Below are 18,718 nucleotides of genomic sequence, written 5' to 3' on the forward strand. Positions count from 1 at the left end.
AAAACCCCCACCCCCAAAACAATTTCACCACACCCCCCCATCTCCCTTTCTGCCCCCCCCGGGGGGCGGGCCCCCCCCCCCCCCCCGACGGCGAAACGTACCTCAGGCTCGTCGGTCCGCACCTCCACGGTGACCTCACCGCGGATGCCGTGCGGCTTACCGACCCGACCGACGATCAGGAGCATCAGTACGAGTCGACGATGTCGACGCGGACCCCACGCCCGCCGATCGAACCGATCACCTGGCGCAGCGCCTTGGCGGTGCGGCCGGAGCGGCCGATCACCGTGCCCAGGTCCTCGGGGTGCACGCGGACCTCGAGCCGCTTGCCCCGACGGGAGTCGATCATGCGGACACGCACGTCGTCCGGGTGGTCGACGATCCCCTTGACCAGGTGCTCCAACGCGGGGCGGAGCGCCACGTCAGGCCTGCTCGCCGGAGTCGGCACCGGCCTGCTCCTCGGTCTGCGCGGGCGCCTCGGCCGCCTTGGCGGCCTTCTTCGCCGGCTTCGGCGTGGTCGCCTCGGCCAGGCCGGCGGCGGCCTGCGCCTCGGCCTCGTAGATGGCCTTGCGGTCGGCCTGCTCGGCGGGGACCAGCAGCGGCGGCGGGGCGGGCAGGTTCTTGAACTTCTGCCAGTCGCCGGTCTTCTCCAGGATGCGCTGGACGGCCTCGCTCGGCTGGGCGCCGACGGAGAGCCAGTACTGCACGCGGTCCGACTTGACCTCGATCAGCGAGGGGTCGTGCTTCGGCTGGTAGATCCCGACGAACTCGATCGCCCGACCGTCGCGCTTGGTACGCGAGTCGGCGACGACAATGCGGTACTGCGGGTTGCGGATCTTGCCCATCCGCAGAAGCCGGATCTTTACGGCCACAGTGTGTTCGCTCCTGTTGCGATTTTCACCAGCCCAGTCCGGGCGGTGCGCGGGTGAGAGCCGACCGGCACAGTGGGGTTTGAGCCGGGGACTGCTCGATGGACTGGCGACGGACCCGGGGTAGAGGGCGCCGGGCACGCGCCGGAGTACCAGCGCCCTATTCTGCCAGACCGCGGCCCGATCCTCCGCACCGGACCAGGGAACTGCCCCCACTCCTCGTCGATCTAGGGCAAATCTTCGTTATTGGAGATCAAATAGCAGGGATTTGCCCTAGATCGGCGGAGCTGGGCGGCGTACGGGCCGGGGTCCACCGACTCCTCCCCCCGGCCCAGCGCCGCGTCGATCCGCTCCGCCGCCAGCCGCCCGGACTCCAGCGCCGACCCGATCCCGACCCCGATCGTCGGACCCACCCCGGCCGCGTCGCCCGCCACGAGCAGCCCGGGCAGACCGCAGCGGCGCGGGGCGAAGTCGAACCGGAGGAGACCGCCGCTGGCCACCCCGGTGGCCCGGGCCCGGCGGAACCGCTCGTCGCCGTCGAGCAGCTCGGCCACGAGCCGCTCGTACCGGGCGCGCACCCGCTGCCGGTGCGGCGGGTCGACCATGCCGACGCCGACGTTGACCAGCCCCTCCCGGACCGGACAGACCCAGCCATACCAGGACAGCGGAGCGTCCCGCCCGCCCCGGTCGCGCTCGCCCACCAGGCCGCCCTCGCCCAGAGAGCCGCCCTCGCCGAGCCACCCGCCCTCGCCCGTCGGCGCGCGTTCCGCGATCGGACCGCCCTGGCCGAGAGAGCCACCCTCGCCGAGCGGCAGCCGCACCTCGACCAGTTCGTCCAGCCCGGTCACGCCGGCGAAGTAGCCGCGCACCGCGAAGCCGCTCCGCCGCCGGTCCGGCGGACCGAGTCCGGCCTGCCGGGCCAGCGCCGAGGCCGCCCCGTCGGCGGCGACCACCACCGGGACCCGTACCGCCAGCCGCCGACCGCCGCCCTCGACCTCCACGCCGCGTACCCGGCCGGGCTCACCGAGCAGGTAGGTGGCCCGGATGCCGGGCCAGAAGACCGCTCCGGCCCGGACCGCCCGGGCGGCGAGCCGGCGGTCCAGCTCCCGGCGGGTCAGCACCAGCCCGTGCCCCGGCGGGTCCGGAAAGCGCTGCTCCTCGTCCGGGAGCCCGGCGCGGCGCAGCCGCACCCCGACGGTGCGCCAGGCTCCGGCCAACTCGTCGAGCGCGCCCATGCCGGCCAGGAGGCGGACGGCGGCCGGGGTCAGCGCGTCGCCGCAGCACTTGTCCCGGGGAAAGGCACGCCGGTCGACCAGGAGCACGCGCCGGCCCCGGTGGGCGAGGTGGTACGCGGCGGCCGATCCGGCCGGGCCGGCGCCGACCACCACCGCATCGAAACGGGCCGGCGTGCTGTCGGCCATGCCTACCCCTTCGACGACGGGTGTTCCCCGCCGTCGCCTCGGAGGTTATGGCGCTGACCTGCGAAAACACGGCATCCTGTCATGATCCCGACAGTCGGGGGAGGTGGGCCGCTCCCCACCGAGGCGGGTCCGTGCCCGCCCGGGCCGCCGGGCCGCGCCCGCCGGGGCCGGTGGTCCGCGCCCGCCGGGGCCGGTGGTCCGCGCCCGCCCGGGCCGCCGGGCCGCGCCCGCCCGGGCCGGCGGGCGATCCGTGCCTAGCGGGCCGGCGGGCGATCCCAGCCGGTCGGCAGCAGCGCCGGTCCGGTCCAGTCCGGCTCGGGTACGAAGTCGCACCACGTGCCGTCGAACGGGAACTCCCCCGCCTCGGCGAGCTTGATCACCCGTTCGCCCTCGGCCCGTACCGCCGCCTCGTCGGCCACCCAGTAGTGCTCGGGGTAGGCCAGCCGCTCCCGGAACTCCTCCTCGTCCTTCCAGAACCAGCTCCGGTCGGGGCGTACCACCACGTCGAGGTCCTGGTCGACCACGTCGATGCCGGCCACCTCGCCGTCGTCCCAGCGCACCCCGGGCTCCTCCAGGTTGACGTACCAGTTGGCGAACCGGCCGTCGTCGCCCCGGAACCACCAGACGGAGTGCGCGGCTCCGGCCGGGTAGAACTTCACCAGCGGCGGGCCCTGCCAGACCGAGACGGCCAGCCGGTACGAGCGGGTGGTCCACTCGGCGAAGGGCATGGCTCGCATGCCCCGCCCGTCGTCGGCCACCTCGTTGGCGACGGCGGCGCCCCGGGCGATCCAGATCGCCAGTCCGCGCTCGTCGTCGCTGATCACCCAGCCGGGCCGGACCCAGCCGATCCGGCCCCGCCGGACGTTCCGGTCCAGCACCAGCCGGCCGCGCTCCCAGGCCATGGCGGATCAGTACGAACGGGCCAGGATGGCGACCAGGTCGGGCTCGTCCTCGGAGTCGGGCACACCGCCGTCCGGCCGTACCAGGCAGCGCACGGTGACGCCCTGCCCGTTCGCCTCGGCCTCGCCCTCGACGCCCACGGCGGACCAGGGCACCCGGGCCCAGCCCGTGGCCGCCGCCTCGATCGCCTCGCCGAGCGTCCGCACGCTGACCGTGCGCGACTCGCGCAGGGCCAGCGCCTCCTCGTAGAGCGCCCGCTGGTCCGCGTCCAGCGCGGCGAGCACGGTGGCGACCACGTCGGAGACGGGTACCGGCGTCTTCACGCCGCTCGCCCGCCGCACCACCACCGCGTTGCCGGCGGCCAGGTCGCGGGGGCCGACCTCGACGCGTACCGGGTAGCCCTTGAGCTCGGCGTCGACGGCCCGGCGGCCGAACGGGGTGTCCACCCGCTCGTCGAAGCCGACCCGCACGCCGGCGTCGCGGAGCGCGTCGCGCAGCTTCGCCGCCGCCTCGGAGACGCCCTCGCCGTCCTTGACGACCATCACGTACGCCTGCACGGGGGCCAGCCGCGGCGGTACCCGCAGCCCGTTGTCGTCGCCGTGCGTCATGATCAGGCCGCCGAGCATCCGGGTCGAGGTGCCCCAGGAGGTGGTCCAGGCGTGCTCGACCCCGCCGGTGGCCGACGAGTAGCTGATGTCGAAGGCGCGGGCGAAGTTCTGCCCCAGCTCGTGGCTCGTGCCCAGCTGGAGCGCCTTGCCGTCGCCCATCATGCCTTCGAGCGTGTAGGTGCTGGTGGCGCCCGCGAAGCGCTCGCGGGCGGTCTTGCGGCCCACCACCACCGGGATGGCCAGCACGCTGACCATCATGTCCTCGTAGACCTCGTGCAGGATCTTGCGGGCGTAGGCCCGCGCGTCCGCCTCGTCGACGTGCGCGGTGTGCCCCTCCTGCCAGAGGAACTCGCTGGTCCGCAGGAAGACCCGGGGCCGCAGCTCCCAGCGGACCACGTTGGCCCACTGGTTCAGCAGCAGCGGAAGGTCCCGGTACGAGTCCACCCACTTGGCCATGAACTCGCCGATGACGGTCTCGCTGGTAGGGCGGACCACCACCGGCTCGGCGAGCTGCTTGCCGCCGCCGTGGGTCACCACCGCCAGTTCGGGCGAGAAGCCCTCGACGTGCTCGGCCTCCCGCTTCAGGTAGCTCTCCGGGATGAAGAGCGGGAAGTACGCGTTCTCCGCGCCGGCCGCCTTGATCCGGGCGTCCATCTCCGACTGCATCCGCTCCCAGATGGCGTAGCCGCTCGGGCGGATGACCATCGTCCCGCGCACCGGCCCGTTGTCGGCGAGCTGCGCCTTGGCGATCAGGTCCTGGTACCAGCGGGGGAAGTCCTCCGCACGGGGAGTGAGCACGCGTGCCATGACCGCACATCCTATTCCGCCCCGCGCCGCGCTCCACCATCGGGCGACCCGGACCGGCCCGGTGCGGGGCGCGGCGGACGTGGGCTCGGGGCGGCCCCGGCCCCACCGCGCCGGCGCGGCACCGCACGGGTCCACCGCACCCGCGTGACACCATCCCGACGCACCGCGAACCCGCGCGCGGCACCGCACGGGCTCAGCGGACGACGCGACCGCGCAGCACGATCCGGCGGGGCGCGGTGACCACGCGCAGGTCGGCGCGGGGGTCCCGGTCGTAGACCACCAGGTCGGCCAGGCCGCCCTCGACCAGGCCGGGGAAGCCGAGCCACTCCCGGGCCCGCCACGAGCCGGCGGCCAGCGCGTCAAGGGCCGACATCCCGGCGCGGGTGTGCAGCAGCAGCATCTCGGCGGCGGCCATGCCGTGCTCGATCCCGCCACCGGCGTCGGTACCAAGGTAGATCGGCACCCCGGCCTCGTACGCCGCGCGGACCACGTCGGGGAAGCCGTCGCGCAGCGCGAGCATGTGCTTGGCGTACCCGGGGAACTTCTCCCGCGCCCGCTCGGCGATGCCGCCGAAGGTCTCGATGTTGATCATCGTGGGTACCAGGGCCGTGCCGCGCCGGGCCATCTCGTCGACCAGGTCGAGGCTCAGCCCCGTGCCGTGCTCGACCGAGTCCACCCCGGCCCGCACCATGATCTCCACGGCCGACTCGGAGAAGGTGTGCACCGCCGCGCGTACCCCGGCGGCGTGCGCGGCCTCGACGGCCGCGGTCATCGTGGCGGCGTCCCAGGCCGGGGCGAGGTCCCCGGCGTCGCGCTCCAGCCAGTCGCCGACCAGCTTGACCCAGCCGTTGCCGGCCCGCGCCTGCTCCCGCACCGTCGCCGGCACGTCGGCCGCCGCGACCTCCACCCCGATCCCGCGCAGGTACCGCCGGGGCGGCGCGATGTGCCGCCCCGCGCGGGCCAGGCGCGGCATCTCCGGGTCGTCGTCCAGCTCCGGGTACGGGTACGGCGAGCCGGCGTCGCGGATCGCCAGCACCCCGGCGTCCCGGTCGACCAGGGCGAGTTCCCGCGCCTCGTCCAGCGAGCCGATCGGGCCGCCGCCCGGGGCGATGCCCGGGTGGCAGTGCGCGTCGACCAGCCCGGGCAGGATGAACCCGCCGTCGGAGATCGTCTCCGCCCCAGGGAGCGGGCTACGACTGACCCGGTCGCCGTCGAGCCAGAGGTCGACCGTCTCGTCGTCGGGGAGCAGGACGCCACGCACATGCAGGACCATGTGCACCTTCCTACCGGATCACCGACCGGGACGCCGGATCACCCGTCGCCGCCCGCCAGCAGGCCGGCCCGGCGTACGGTCAACGCCGGCAGGTCGACCGTCACCTTCCACGGCCGCTCGGTGACGAAGATGGCCTCGGTGTGCGCCGCCGGCTCGTAGTCGCCGTTCGGACCGAGCACGAACTCGGTCAGCGTCATCCGCTCGTGCAGCGGGTCGACCACCCAGTAGGTCGGGACCTTGGCGCGGGCGTAGGCGCGCGCCTTGTCGTACAGGTCGCGGAAGACCGAGGTAGGCGAGATGACCTCGACCGCGAGCAGCGCGTCGGCCACCGGCACCGGGCTGCGGTCGGCGTGTTCCCGTCGGATCACCACCACGTCCGGGCGCGGCTCGTTGCGGCGGTCGATCGCCACCGGCAGGTCGATGCTGACCAGCAGATCCGGCGGACAGTTGACGCGTAGCGCGAGGAGAAGTTCGACGCAGAGGTCCTGGTGCAGCGCGGTGGGGGAGGGCACGATCAATCTTCCGTTGACCAGTTCGTACGGAAGGTCCGGCGGCAGGTCGCCGAGGTCGTCGACCGTCCACTCCCGCCGCTCGGGCAGCTCGAGCGCCGTGCTCACGACGACTCCTTCCATTGAGGGCCCCATCACCCTACGCGTTCGGACTATCGCTCACCGTCCCGGTTGCGCTTGCCGAGCTTGTTGAAGTCCAGGTTCGGCAGCTTGAAGCCCGGGGGCAGGCCCTGGCCGCCGGCGAGCGCGTTCGGGTCGAGACCCGGGGGCAGCTGCGGCATGCCGCCGGGGAAACCGCCGGCGGGCAGGCCCGGACGCTGGCGCCCGCCGCCGCCCTTGGTGCCCTTGCGCTTGTTCTTCGGCGACTTGGTCGCCTTGCGCCGGCCGGCGCCCGGCAGCCCCATCATGCCGCCCATCTGCTTCATCATCTTCTGCGCCTCGGTGAAGCGGTTGAGCAGCTGGTTGACGTCCATGACGGTGACGCCGGAGCCGTTCGCGATCCGGGCCCGCCGGGAGCCGTTGATGATCTTCGGATTGACCCGCTCGCCCGGCGTCATGGAGCGGATGATCGCCGTGATCCGATCGAAGTGCTTGTCGTCCAGCTCCGCCAGCTGGTCCTTCATCTGGCCCATGCCGGGCATCATGGCCAGCACGTTGGCGATCGGGCCCATCCGACGGACCGCGATCAGCTGGTCGAGGAAGTCCTCCAGCGTGAACTGCTCACCGCCCATGAGCTTGGCGGTCATCTTTTCCTTCTGGTCGGCGTCGAACGCCGCCTCGGCCTGCTCGATCAGGGTGAGCACGTCGCCCATGCCGAGGATCCGGCTCGCCATCCGGTCCGGGTGGAAGACGTCGAAGTCCTCCAGCTTCTCGCCGGTGGAGGCGAAGAGGATCGGCTGGCCGGTCACCTCCCGTACCGACAGCGCGGCGCCACCGCGCGCGTCGCCGTCGAGCTTCGAGAGGACCACGCCGGTGATGCCGACGCCGTCGCGGAACGCCTCGGCGGTACGTACCGCGTCCTGGCCGACCATCGCGTCGATGACGAAGATGACCTCGTCGGGGTCGACCGCGTCCCGGATCGCCGCCGCCTGCGCCATCATCTCCTGGTCGATACCGAGCCGACCGGCGGTGTCGACGATCACGATGTCCCGGGCGGCCCGCTTGGCGTGCTCGATCGACGCCCGCGCCACCTGGACCGGGTCGCCGACCCCGTTGCCCGGCTCGGGGGCGAAGACCTCCACCCCGGCCCGGCCGCCGAGCACCTGGAGCTGGCCGACCGCGTTGGGGCGCTGGAGGTCGGCGGCGACCAGCAGCGGCTGGTGCCCCTGGGCCTTGAGCCAGCGGGCGAGCTTGCCGGCGAGGGTGGTCTTACCGGAACCCTGGAGACCGGCGAGCATCAGCACCGTGGGGGGCTGCTTGGCGTACTGGAGCCGGCGCCCCTCGCCGCCGAGGACCGCGACCAGCTCCTCGTGCACGATCTTGATGACCTGCTGGGCCGGGTTCAGCGCCTGAGAGACCTCGGCGCCCCGCGCCCGCTCCTTGACGTTGGCGATGAAGCCCTTGACCACCGGCAGCGCGACGTCGGCCTCCAGCAGCGCGAGGCGGATCTCGCGCGCGGTGGCGTCGATGTCGGCGTCACTGAGCCGGCCCTTGCCACGGAGCTTGGTGAAGATCCCGGAAAGGCGGTCGCTCAAGGTGTCAAACACGGCGCAACATCCCCGTTTGTCGTTGTTCCTACGGCGGGTCGGAGGTGGCCTGCGGCACGCAGGCCGGCCAGCGCTCCGCGAGACACGCCTAGGGTAGCCGGCCGCGGCGCGAGACGCCCCTGGCCACTCCCGTCGATCTAGGGCAAATCCGCGTTAGTTGATCTCCAATCACGAAGATTTGCCCTAGATCGACGGGGCGGCTCGGCGAGGCCGGCGCGTCACGGTTCGACGAGCCCCGACTGGTACGCGAAGACCACCAGTTGGGCCCGGTCCCGCGCGCCCAGCTTGGTCATCGCCCGGCTCACGTGGGTACGGGCCGTCGCCGGGCTGACCACCAGCCGGGTGGCGATCTCGTCGTTGCTCAGCCCCTCGCCGACCAGCGCCACGATCTCCCGTTCCCGCTCGGTGAGGGTGGCGAGCTGGGGGTGCGGCCGGCGCACCCGGGCGGGCCGGGTGGCGAACTCCCGGACCACCCGGCGGGTGACCGAGGGCGAGAGCAGCGCCTCCCCGGCCGCCACCAGCCGGATCGCCCGGAGCAGTTCCGCCGGCTTGGTGTCCTTGATCAGGAACCCGCTCGCGCCGTACCGCAGCGCGTCGAAGACGTACTCGTCCAGCTCGAACGTGGTCAGCACGATCACCCGGGTACCGGTCAGCGCCGGGTCCGCCGCGATCCGCCGGGTCGCCTCGATGCCGTCGACCCCGGGCATCCGTACGTCCATCAGCACCACGTCGGGGCGCTCCCGGCCGGCCAGCTCGACCGCCCGCAGCCCGTCGGCGGCCTCCCCCACCACGGTGAGATCGTCTTCGCTCTCCAGCAGGGTACGCAGGCCGAGCCGGACCAGGTCCTGGTCGTCGGCGACCAGGACTCGGATCCGCCCGGGACCCGGAACTCCGTCGCCCGCAAGACCGTCGCCCGGGGCGCCGCCGTCGTCGGGCCGCGCCGCGCCGCCGGCCGCGGCCACGCCGTCCCGGGCCGCCGGGCCGCCGCCGCCCGGCGCCGCGCCGGGGCTCACGGGCGTACCTCGGTCGGCAGCCGGGCGTGGACCCGGAAGCCGCCCTCGGCGCGCGGCCCCACCTCCAGCGTCCCGCCGAGCGCGTCGACCCGCTCCCGCATCCCGGCCAGCCCGTGCCCGGGTTGGCCGGCGGCCGGGCCGCCGGGCGGCGCACCCCGCCCGGTGTCGGTCACCTCCACGGTCAACGCCGCCTCCTCGTAGTGGATCGTCACGGTCGCGGTCGCCGCCCCGGCGTGCCGCAGCACGTTGGTCAGCGACTCCTGCACCACCCGGTACGCGGCGATGTCCACCGCCAGCGGCAGGTCCCGGGCCGCGCCGGTCACCTCCAGGGTGATCGGCAGGCCGGCGGCGGCGAGCCGCGCCCGCAGCGTCTCGATCTGGGCCAGGCCCGGGGTGGGCGCCCGCTCGGCGTCCCGGCGCACCACCGACAGCGTCGCGCGCAGCTCGTCGAGCGCCTCCTTGCTGGTCCGGCTGATCGCCGTGAGCGCCGCCTCGGCCTGCTCGGGGCGGCGCGGCAGGAGGTGCAGCGCGATCTCCGCCTGCATGTTGATCGCGGCGAGCCCGTGGCCGACCACGTCGTGGACCTCCTGCGCTATCCGCAGCCGCTCGTCGTCGGCGTGCCGGCGGGCCAGCTCGGTCCGCGACCGGGCGGTCGACTCCCGGTTGAGCCGCACCGTCGCCCCCAGCGCGAAGGGTACGGCCACCCACGCCGAGCTGGACAGCATCCCGGGCAGGCCGGCCGCGCCGCCGCGGGCGTAGAAGACGTGCACCAGCAGGAGCGCCAGCGAGGCGACCGCCGCCGTGGCCGCCCGCCGGGTCGGCAGGTGGGCCGCGACGGAGTACACCGCGACCACGTACGTGAGGAGGATCGGGCCGTACGGGTAGCCGAAGACCAGGTACGCGGAGGTGGCCGCGCTGGCGAGGGCGAGCGGGACCAGCGGGTACCGCCGGCGGACGGCGAGCCCGACCGCCGCGCTCGTGACCAGCCCGTAGGCGAGCCAGTCCACGGGCGTGGAACCGTGCTGGTGCTCCCCGGCCGGCCGGGTACCGATCACCGACAGCACGAGCAGCCCGAACGCCAGCCCGGCGTCGGCGAGGAACCGGCGCCACGCGCTCCGTCCCGCCGGCGCCGGGTCCGCGCGGCTCACCACAGCATCCGAGAATGTCACGACGGTGGCACCCGGCGTGGTACCGGCCTCACAGGACGTCCCCCCGGCGCAGCCGGAACAGGCCGAGCAGGGCGAACCCCAGCAGGTACGCGCCGAGCACCAGCGCCGCCTGACCGCCGCCGACCACCGCCTCGACGCCGGGCGTGTCGGCGGTGGCGCCGAGCGCGGCGACCAGCGCGCCCGCGTTCGGTCCGGGCAGCCCCTTCTGCGCCTGCGCGACCCAGTCGAGCAGCGGCGCCGCGATGCTGGCCAGGAGGTTCTGCACGGCCAGCAGCCAGACCAGCCCGAGCCCGACCGGCAGCGCGACGCCGCGCAGCAGCACCGCGAGCAGGGCGCCGAAGCTCGCCCACATCGTCGCGATCAGCCAGCCGGCGCCCACGCCCACGGCCAGGTCGCCCGCGCCCGGCCAGCTCGTCGGCGCTCCCTCGGCGGCGGCGATGGCCGCGCTGGTCACCGCTCCGGTGGCGAAGACCGCCAGCACGGCGACGAGGGTCGCCGCGGCGAGCGCGAGCAGCTTGCCGGCGTACCCGGTGGTGCGGCTCGGGCCCTGCGTCAACAGGGTCTTCCAGGTGCCCCAGCCGTACTCGCCGCCGACCGTCAGCACCCCGAGGATGACCATGAGCGCGCCGAGGAAGACCGGCAGGCCGCCGATCGAGTTGCCCACCAGCTCCGCCGGCAGCAGCGGGGCGAGGCCCCGGCCGCTGCGCGGCCCGCGGGTGCCGCCGGCGTAGCCCGCGTACGGGATCAGGTAGGTGAAGGTCAGGCCGAGCACCACCGCGATGACCAGCAGCAGCCAGCTCGCCGGCCGCCGGACCAGCTTGGTCAGTTCGGCCGCGACGACGCCGGTCAGCCCGCCGAGCCCGCGGGGGCTGGCCACCCCGGTCGGCGCGTCGAGCCCGCGGGGGCTCCGGATGGTCTCAGCCGGCATGGGTCAGCTCCCCCTCGGTCAGTTCGAAGAACACCTGCTCCAGGTCGCGCTCGCGGGCGCGCAGCTCGCTCACGGCCACCCCGGCGGCCACCAGCTCCGCGTTGATCCACGAGGCGCGCTCGGCCGGCACCGACAGGTCGAGCGCGCCGTCGACCAGGCGGACCCGGTCGGCGCCGAGCAGGGCGCGGGCGCGGGCCGCCGCGTCGTCGAGCGGTTCGGCCACCACCCGCAGCGTCGCCGTACCGCGCAGCTCGGCCACGGTGCTCTCGGCGACCAGCCGGCCGCGCGAGACCACCCCGACCCGGTCGCAGACCTGCTGCACCTCGCCGAGGAGGTGGCTGGAGAGCAGCACGGTGCAGCCGGCCACGTGCAGCCGCCGCACCAGCGTCCGCATCTCCGCCATCCCGGCCGGGTCCAGCCCGTTGGTGGGCTCGTCCAGGATCAGCAGCCTCGGGTCCTTCAGCAGCGCCGCGGCCACCCCGAGCCGCTGCTTCATGCCCAGCGAGTAGGTGGCGTACCGGTCCCCGGCCCGGGCGGCCAGGTCCACCTGCTCCAGCACCACCGGCACCCGCCGCGCCGGCACCCCGGCGTAGCGGGCCAGCACCCGCAGGTTCTCCCGTCCGGACAGGTACGGGTAGAAGGCCGGCCCCTCGATCAGCGCGCCGACCCGGGCCAGCCCGTCCGGTGCGCCGGGCGGGCGCCCGAGCAGCCGTACCGAGCCGGAGGTGGGGCGGACCAGCCCGAGCAGCATCCGCAGCGTGGTGGTCTTGCCTGCGCCGTTCGGGCCGAGGAAGCCGTACACCTCGCCCGGCCGCACCGTCAGGCTGATCCCGTCGACGGCGGTGAGCCCGCCGTACCGCTTGGTCAGCCCGGTCGTCTCGACAGGAAGTTCCATGCCGTTCACGGTCCCCGGTACGCCCCGGCGCCGCGTCGGTCACCGGGCGACACCCGGGCTACGCCCGCCGACGTACGCGGGCCGCCCGCCGGGCGTAGCCGATCCGGCCGCGGCGGCTCGGCCGGGGACGCCCACCGGCCCCGTCGCGGCTGCCGCTCAACCGGCCCCGTCGGCGCGGCGGGTCAGCCGGCGGCGGCCAGGACGGCGGCCTCCAGGCGTTCCCGTTCCGCCTCGTCGTAGCCGGTGCCGACCAGGTAGAACGCGTCGACCACGTCGCCGCCGAGGGTGGAGATGCGGGCGGCGCGCACCTGCACGCCGGCCTCGTCGAGCGCGCTGGCGACCCGGTAGAGCAGCCCGGCCGCGTCGGCGGCCCGCAGCTCCAGCACCACCGCGTCGGTGGCCGCCTCGCGGTGCCAGACCACCCTCGGCGCGGCCCCGCCGCCTCGGGCGGCCAGGGCCCGGCCGCGCAGCCGCTGGATCACCGAGACGTCCCCGGCGACGGCGCGGCGCAGGTCGGCGGTGAGCGCGATCGGGTCGGGCGGGGTGCCGTAGCGGGGCTGCACCAGGAACTCCACCAGCGCCCGGCCCGCCACGGTCGAGGCGTCGGCGGCGACCACCTCCAGCCGGTGCAGGGCCAGGCAGCCGGCGACGGTGGCGAGCAGGCCGCGCCGGTCGGCGGCGGCGACGGAGACCCGGTCCCCGTCGAGGTGGACCACCGGCAGCGGCCCGGCCACCAGCGCCGGATCCGGTACCGGCGGGGCCGGCAGCGCCCCGGTGTCCAGCGCGGTGTGCACCCGGCGTACCAGCTCGGCGACGAGCCGGGCCTTCCAGTCCGACCAGGCGGCCGGCCCGGTGGCCAGGGCGTCGGCCCGGACCAGCCCGTGCAGCAGGCCGAGGGTGGTGCCGTCCCCGACCGCCTCGGCGACCCCGGAGATCGTCACCGGGTCGGCCAGGTCGCGCCGGGTCGCCACCTCGGGCAGGAGCAGGTGCAGCCGGACCAGCTTCTCGATCACCGCGACCTCGGCGGGCGGCAGGCCGATCCGGGCGGCGACGGCGCCGGCGATCGGGGCGCCGACGCTGCTGTGGTCGCCCTCCAGCCCCTTCCCCACGTCGTGCAGGAACGCGCCGAGCAGCAGCAGGTCGGGCCGGTCCACCTCGCGCAGGTACGCGGTGGCCTCGTACGCGGCCTGCACCAGGTGCCGGTCGAGGGTGAACCGGTGCACCGGGTTGTGCTGCGGCAGACTGCGCAGCCGGGGCCACTCCGGCAGCCAGCCGTCAACCAGCCCGTACCGGTCGCAGGTCTCCCAGGCGGCGATCAGGCCCTCGCCCGCGCCGAGCAGGGTGATCAGGGCGGCGCGGGCGGCGGGCGGCCAGGGCGCCGGCAGCGGCGGGCAGTAGGCGGCCAGCCACTCACAGGTGGCCCGCGCGATCGGCAGCCGCGAGCTGGCCGCGGCGGCGGCGACCCGCAGCGAGAGGCTGGGGTCGGGGCGGGCGCCGATGGCGGTACGGGCCAGCACCAGTTCGCCGTCGTGCTCGACGACGTCGCGGGCGACCGGGCGCCGGACGGGGCGGCCCTCGGCGTGCCGGCCGCGCCCGGAGCGGAGCCGGTCGGCGGCGCGCCAGGCGTCGTCGAGGGCGTGGCTGACGGTACGGGCGTCGCCGGCGACCCGGCGCAGCAGCGCGTCGCCGTCGTCCGCGCCGGCACCGGAGCGCTGCCCGGCGGCGGAGTCGCCGGACGGGAGCTGGCGCAGCCCGAGCAGGTTCGCCACGGCCGCCCGCTCCTGCGCGACGAGCCGGTCGACCCGGCGGCCGACGGCGGTGTGCAGGGCGTCGCGGGTGTCGAGCAGCCGCAGGTGCGCGGCGCGTACGGCCGGGCGCAGGGCGTCGCTGATCCCGGCGTACGCGATGGCGCGCAGGATGCCGACGTCGCGCAGTCCCCCGGCGGCCTCCTTGAGGTCGCCCTCCAGGAGGAAGGCGAGTTCGCCGTGGGTCTTCCAGCGGGCGGCGGTGATCTCCCGCAGCGCCGGCAGCTGCCGTACGGCGGTGCGCCGCCACTGGTCGGCGGCGGCCGTGACGAGCTGCGCGGTCAGGTTCCGGTCGCCGGCGACGTGCCGGGCGTCGAGCAGGCCGAGGGCGACCTTCACGTCGTCGTGGGCGACGGAGAGCGCCTCCGGCACGGTGCGCACCGAGTGGTCGAGCCCGAGCCGGGCGTCCCAGATCGGGTACCAGATCGAGGCGGCCAGTTCGTCGATGCCGCGCACGCCGGAGTGCAGCAGCACCAGGTCCAGGTCGCCGTGGGGCGCGCACTGGCGCCGGCCGAGGCCGCCGACGGCCACCAGCGCCACCGAGCCGCCCGCGGTGGCCGTACCGGCCGGGAAGAGCGCGGTGAGGAAGGCATCGAGTGCCGCCGCGCGCTGCTCGCGCGCGGCGGCGCCGATGCCGGGGACGAGCGGGGGCCTCGGTCCGGCGACCGCGGGTGCCGTCTCGCCCCGCCTCATCGTGATGGTCGGCCGCTCAGAGCGCGTCGAGGCCGCGCTCGCCGGTGCGGACCCGGACGACGTCCTCGACGCCCGTGACCCACACCTTTCCGTCACCGATCTTGCCGGTACGAGCCGCCGTGACGACGGCGTCGACCACCTTGTCGACGTCGATCTCGTCGGTCAGCACCTCGACCCGGATCTTCGGCAGGAACTCCACCGTGTACTCGGCGCCCCGGTACACCTCGGTGTGGCCCTTCTGCCGCCCGTAGCCCTGGACCTCGCTGACGGTGAGGCCGGCCACGCCGAGGGCGTGCAGGGCCTCCTTCACCGCGTCCAGCTGGTGCGGTTTGATGACCGCGGTCACCAGCTTCATGTCCAAACCCTCCATCGCTTCAGACGTTAACCGGCGACCTTCTCGCTGACCGGGGTGGCGGGCTCGGCCGCCGGCGTGCTGCTGTTGGGGGTGCCGATCCCGGCGAGCGCGAAGGCGCCACCGCCGCCGCCACCCGCGGGCGAGAGGTCGTAGCCGCTCTCCGCGTGCTCGGCGACGTCGATCCCGTCGACCTCGTTCTCGGTGCTGGTACGCAGGCCGACGGTGTACTTCACGGCGAGCGCGATCAGCGCCGCGACCGCGAACGAGTAGACGGTGACGACGAGGCTACCGAGGGCCTGCCGGCCGAGCTGGGTGACGCCGCCGCCGTAGAAGAGGCCCTCGCCCGCGCCGAGCCCCTCGATCGCGGAGTTCGCCTGGAGGGTGGCGAAGAAGCCGATCGACAGCGAGCCGATCCAGCCGCCGACGAAGTGCACGCCGACCACGTCGAGGGAGTCGTCGAAGCCGAGCCGGTACTTCAGGCCGACCGCGAGCGCGCAGACCGCGCCGGCGACCAGGCCGATGACGACCGCCGGGATCGGGGCGACGAAACCGCAGGCCGGGGTGATGGCGACCAGGCCGGCGACGGCGCCGGAGGAGGCGCCGACCAGGGTCGGCTTGCCGTCGCGGATCCACTCGACCACGATCCAGCCGAGCAGCGCGGCCGCCGTGGCGACCTGCGTGTTGACGAAGGCCATCGCGGTGGTGCTGTCGACGGTCAGCTCGGAGCCGGCGTTGAAGCCGAACCAGCCGAACCAGAGCAGTCCGGCGCCGAGCGCCACGAACGGCACGTTGTGCGGCTTGAAGTTCTCCTTGGGCCAGCCGACCCGCTTGCCGAGCACCAGCGCGAGGCCGAGCGCCGCCGCGCCGGCGTTGATGTGCACCGCGGTACCGCCCGCGAAGTCCAGCGCCTTGATCTTGGCGCCGATGAAGCCGCCGCCCCAGACCCAGTGCGCCACCGGTACGTAGACCAGCGTGAACCAGCCGAACGCGAAGACGATCCAGCCGGCGAACTTGGTCCGGTCGGAGACCGCGCCGCTGATCAGGGCGACGGTGATGACGGCGAACATCATCTGGAAGACGAGGACCACGTAGGTCGGGATGCCCGTCCCCGTACCGAGGAAGAGCCATTCCTCACCGGCGAAGTTCGTCTGGGTGCCGAGGTACTGCGTGAAGCTGCCGATCACGTTGTTCAGGCCGGCGTTGTCGTTGGTGCCGAACGCCAGGGTGAAGCCGTAGATGACCCACAAAACGGAGACGAGCCCGATGGACACGAAGCTCATCATCATCATGTTGAGTACGCCCTTGGACCGGTTGAGGCCGCCGTAGAACAGGGCCAGACCCGGCGTCATGAGCAGCACCAGCGCAGACGACACGAGCAACCAGGCGGTGTTGCCGGTGTTGATCTCCACGCTGCCTCCTCTCGGTAGGTTCCTCCTTCCGGCAGGCAGGGCAGCATCGCCCGTACGCCGGTTAGGGCGGAAGCTTCCCGGGCGGCTGTTTCACGCACCGTCTCCGCCCGGTTTCGAGCGGGTGACGGCTTGTTTCAGACGTGTGAAGAAAATCTCACAGGCGTTGCCGGTGGGCGCGCGGCTCTCAGCGGCTGTCGGGACACCCCGGGCGAGGCTCTCGACAGCCGCTCAACGGAGCGCGTACTCCAGCGTGTGCCGCTCGTAGTCGAGCAGGCGCAGGTCCCGCATCGGGCGGCGCAGGTGCCCCTTGTGCACGATCCGGACGAAGGCCGGGTCGCCGGCCGCCGCCATCCGGCGGATCCCCTCGACGTGGTCCACGATCCGCTTGCGGATGGTCCGTACCAGGCGGTGCCGGTCGCGCGGGATCAGCCCGTACGCGTCGGCGAAGAGCCGCAGCCGGCGCGGGCGGTTCGGCCGCTTCCAGCCCAGCGTGTACGAGTCCCGGTCGGAGAAGAGCGGCACCCAGGTCCAGGCCGCGTAGGCGACGTCGTAGATCCGGGCGCCCGGCGAGGCGAGGTCGAAGTCGATCAGCGCGAGGGTGCCGTCGGGCCGCCAGATCACGTTGTGCGGGGCGGCGTCGTGGTGGCAGATCACCTCGGTGTCCGGCGGCGGCGGCCCGAACGAGCGCCAGACCGCGCCGGGCGGCGGCACGAAGCCGTACTGCGCGTCGTGGAACATCCGCAGCATGGTCGCCACCGTGACCAGTGCCTCGTCGGTGACCCAGTGCGGGGCCAGCGGGTACTCCCCGCACTCCCCCTCCAGGTACGACAGCACCTCGCGGTTGCGCTCGTCCATGCCGAGCGCCCGGGGTGAGCCGGTGAAGCCGACGTACTCGAGGTGGCGCAGCAGGGCGTGCACCGACGGGGTCCACGGCCCGACGTTGCGCCGGACCGTGTCGCCGACCCGTACGACGGTGCTCACGTTCCCGCCGTGCAGCGGGATCTCCTGCGAAGTCACGTACGGTCTCCCCAGTCGCGGCGCCGGTTCGCGATAGATCACCGAGATTACGCGTTCGCGTCGAGCGGCTCGGTTCCGAGGAGGGCGTCGACGAACTGGACCGGCTCGAACGGCGCGAGATCGTCCGGTCCCTCGCCCAGCCCGACCAGCTTCACCGGGATGCCGAGCTTGCGCTGTACCGCGATCACGATGCCGCCCTTGGCCGTGCCGTCGAGCTTGGTGAGGATCACCCCGGTCACGTTCACCACCTCGGTGAAGACCCGCGCCTGCTCCAGCCCGTTCTGGCCGGTGGTGGCGTCGAGCACCAGCAGGGTCTCGTCCACCGGACCGTGCCGCTCGACCACCCGCTTGACCTTGCCGAGCTCGTCCATGAGGCCGATCTTGTTCTGGAGCCGGCCGGCAGTGTCGATCAGCACGGTGTCCACACCCGCGTCGATGCCCCGGCGGACCGCGTCGAAGGCCACGCTCGCCGGGTCCGCCCCCTCTGGCCCGCGTACCACCTCGGCGCCGACCCGGCCGGCCCAGGTGGCGAGCTGGTCGGCCGCGGCGGCGCGGAAGGTGTCGGCGGCGCCGAGCACCACGCTGTGCCCGTCCGCGACCAGCACCCGGGCGATCTTGCCGCAGGTGGTGGTCTTGCCGGCCCCGTTCACGCCGACCACCAGCGCCACCGCCGGCGTACCGTCGTGCGGCGCCGTGCGCAGCGACCGGTCCAGCTCTGGGTCCAGCGCGTTGACCAGCTCCGCGGCGAGCAGCGCGCGCAGCTCGACCGGGGTACGGGTGCCCAGCACCCGGGTCCGCTCGCGCAGCCGGTCGACGATCTCCCGGGTGGCGTCGATCCCGACGTCCGCGGTGATCAGGGAGTCCTCGATCTCCTCCCAGACGTCCTCGTCGAGCCGGTCCCGGGCGAGCAGCCCGAGCAGCCCGCGGCCGAAGACGTTCTGCGAGCGGGAGAGGCGGGTGCGCAGCCGGATCAGCCGCCCCGCGGTCGGCTCCGGCGTCTCGACGGCCGGGGCCGGCTCGACCACGGTGGGCTCCGGCTCGACCACCGGGGGCGGCGCGGTGACCGTACCCGTGGCCGTTCCGGCCTCGCTGACCGGCGGGCCGGCCTCCTCCTCGACCCGGGGCGGCACGGCCGGTGGCTGGGGGCGCCGGCGCAGGCGGGGCGCCACCAGTCCGATGGTGCCGAGCACCAGGACGCCCACCAGGACCAGCACGACGACGAGGTATTCCATGCGGGAAATCCTGACAGATGACCGGCCGGGCGTCTCGACGGCCGCTCCCTGCGACGTGGCGCGTTCCACGGGTAGGCTCCCCGCCAGACACGGGTGGGGGTCCGGTCGGTCG

The 18,718-nt window shown here is 74.2% G+C and carries 16 protein-coding genes and 2 pseudogenes; all 18 read right to left on the reverse strand.

Annotated elements, in window-relative coordinates; genetic code table 11:
• Window positions 1–89: 89 nt before the first annotated feature.
• Window positions 90–185 (reverse strand): annotated as a pseudogene (locus AB0J86_RS08920) (ribosome maturation factor RimM); the annotation flags it as partial.
• A complete protein-coding gene (locus tag AB0J86_RS08925) occupies window positions 185–445 on the reverse strand; it encodes an RNA-binding protein (protein WP_363854801.1) in 261 nt (86 codons plus the stop codon). The pseudogene AB0J86_RS08920 and the gene AB0J86_RS08925, both read right to left, overlap by 1 nt.
• Window positions 420–869 (reverse strand): 30S ribosomal protein S16, encoded by a 450-nt coding sequence (rpsP, locus tag AB0J86_RS08930; RefSeq protein ID WP_363854804.1) that lies wholly within the window; start codon window positions 867–869, stop codon window positions 420–422. The genes AB0J86_RS08925 and rpsP overlap by 26 nt, the downstream gene beginning before the upstream one ends.
• 224 nt (window positions 870–1,093) lie before the next feature.
• Window positions 1,094–2,287: an FAD-dependent oxidoreductase gene (locus AB0J86_RS08935; RefSeq protein ID WP_363854806.1), complete on the reverse strand. Its 1,194-nt coding sequence runs from the start codon at window positions 2,285–2,287 to the stop codon at window positions 1,094–1,096.
• Between the two features lie 254 nt (window positions 2,288–2,541).
• Window positions 2,542–3,189 (reverse strand): DUF402 domain-containing protein, encoded by a 648-nt coding sequence (locus AB0J86_RS08940; protein ID WP_363854809.1) that lies wholly within the window; start codon window positions 3,187–3,189, stop codon window positions 2,542–2,544.
• Between the two features lie 6 nt (window positions 3,190–3,195).
• Complete coding sequence (gene proS, locus AB0J86_RS08945; RefSeq protein ID WP_363854811.1) at window positions 3,196–4,602, reverse strand: proline--tRNA ligase; 1,407 nt, start codon at window positions 4,600–4,602, stop codon at window positions 3,196–3,198.
• 193 nt (window positions 4,603–4,795) lie between these two features.
• On the reverse strand, window positions 4,796–5,875 hold the full coding sequence (locus tag AB0J86_RS08950; RefSeq protein ID WP_363854814.1) for an amidohydrolase family protein: 1,080 nt from the start codon (window positions 5,873–5,875) through the stop codon (window positions 4,796–4,798).
• 38 nt (window positions 5,876–5,913) lie between these two features.
• Window positions 5,914–6,492, reverse strand: a complete 579-nt coding sequence (locus tag AB0J86_RS08955; RefSeq protein WP_363854816.1) for a Uma2 family endonuclease — start codon at window positions 6,490–6,492, stop codon at window positions 5,914–5,916.
• Window positions 6,493–6,536: 44 nt separating this feature from the next.
• The gene (gene ffh / locus AB0J86_RS08960) at window positions 6,537–8,090 is read right to left on the reverse strand and encodes a signal recognition particle protein (RefSeq protein WP_363854818.1); all 1,554 of its coding nucleotides are present in this window, start codon (window positions 8,088–8,090) and stop codon (window positions 6,537–6,539) included.
• Between the two features lie 218 nt (window positions 8,091–8,308).
• A complete protein-coding gene (locus AB0J86_RS08965; protein WP_363855331.1) occupies window positions 8,309–8,962 on the reverse strand; it encodes a response regulator transcription factor in 654 nt (217 codons plus the stop codon).
• Window positions 8,963–9,099: 137 nt separating this feature from the next.
• The gene (locus AB0J86_RS08970) at window positions 9,100–10,251 is read right to left on the reverse strand and encodes a sensor histidine kinase (protein ID WP_363854821.1); all 1,152 of its coding nucleotides are present in this window, start codon (window positions 10,249–10,251) and stop codon (window positions 9,100–9,102) included.
• Window positions 10,252–10,300: 49 nt separating this feature from the next.
• Entirely contained in the window at window positions 10,301–11,200 is a 900-nt protein-coding gene (locus tag AB0J86_RS08975; RefSeq protein ID WP_363854823.1) for an ABC transporter permease subunit, read from the reverse strand.
• The gene (locus AB0J86_RS08980) at window positions 11,190–12,095 is read right to left on the reverse strand and encodes an ABC transporter ATP-binding protein (protein WP_363854826.1); all 906 of its coding nucleotides are present in this window, start codon (window positions 12,093–12,095) and stop codon (window positions 11,190–11,192) included. Before AB0J86_RS08980 ends, AB0J86_RS08975 begins: the two co-directional genes overlap by 11 nt.
• A 182-nt stretch (window positions 12,096–12,277) precedes the next feature.
• A pseudogene (locus tag AB0J86_RS08985) lies at window positions 12,278–14,536 on the reverse strand ([protein-PII] uridylyltransferase); the annotation flags it as partial.
• Between the two features lie 73 nt (window positions 14,537–14,609).
• A complete protein-coding gene (locus AB0J86_RS08990; protein WP_363855333.1) occupies window positions 14,610–14,948 on the reverse strand; it encodes a P-II family nitrogen regulator in 339 nt (112 codons plus the stop codon).
• 26 nt (window positions 14,949–14,974) lie between these two features.
• Window positions 14,975–16,357: an ammonium transporter gene (locus AB0J86_RS08995; protein ID WP_363854829.1), complete on the reverse strand. Its 1,383-nt coding sequence runs from the start codon at window positions 16,355–16,357 to the stop codon at window positions 14,975–14,977.
• 228 nt (window positions 16,358–16,585) lie between these two features.
• Window positions 16,586–17,422, reverse strand: coding sequence for an aminoglycoside phosphotransferase family protein (locus tag AB0J86_RS09000; RefSeq protein ID WP_363855336.1), 837 nt, complete (start codon window positions 17,420–17,422; stop codon window positions 16,586–16,588).
• Complete coding sequence (gene ftsY / locus AB0J86_RS09005; RefSeq protein WP_363854832.1) at window positions 17,422–18,606, reverse strand: signal recognition particle-docking protein FtsY; 1,185 nt, start codon at window positions 18,604–18,606, stop codon at window positions 17,422–17,424. Before ftsY ends, AB0J86_RS09000 begins: the two co-directional genes overlap by 1 nt.
• Window positions 18,607–18,718 lie beyond the last annotated feature (112 nt).

This window comes from Micromonospora sp. NPDC049559 (genome assembly GCF_040676675.1).
GTDB lineage: Bacteria > Actinomycetota > Actinomycetes > Mycobacteriales > Micromonosporaceae > JBFAPK01.

Coding starts and splice junctions, on each gene's coding strand:
- AB0J86_RS08940 (WP_363854809.1), bottom strand. CDS start 3,189: ATGGCCTGGGAGCGCGGCCGGCTGGTGCTGGACCGGAACGTCCGGCGG.
- proS (WP_363854811.1), bottom strand. CDS start 4,602: ATGGCACGCGTGCTCACTCCCCGTGCGGAGGACTTCCCCCGCTGGTAC.
- AB0J86_RS08935 (WP_363854806.1), bottom strand. CDS start 2,287: ATGGCCGACAGCACGCCGGCCCGTTTCGATGCGGTGGTGGTCGGCGCC.
- AB0J86_RS08980 (WP_363854826.1), bottom strand. CDS start 12,095: ATGGAACTTCCTGTCGAGACGACCGGGCTGACCAAGCGGTACGGCGGG.
- AB0J86_RS08950 (WP_363854814.1), bottom strand. CDS start 5,875: ATGGTCCTGCATGTGCGTGGCGTCCTGCTCCCCGACGACGAGACGGTC.
- AB0J86_RS08975 (WP_363854823.1), bottom strand. CDS start 11,200: ATGCCGGCTGAGACCATCCGGAGCCCCCGCGGGCTCGACGCGCCGACC.
- AB0J86_RS08990 (WP_363855333.1), bottom strand. CDS start 14,948: ATGAAGCTGGTGACCGCGGTCATCAAACCGCACCAGCTGGACGCGGTG.
- ftsY (WP_363854832.1), bottom strand. CDS start 18,606: ATGGAATACCTCGTCGTCGTGCTGGTCCTGGTGGGCGTCCTGGTGCTC.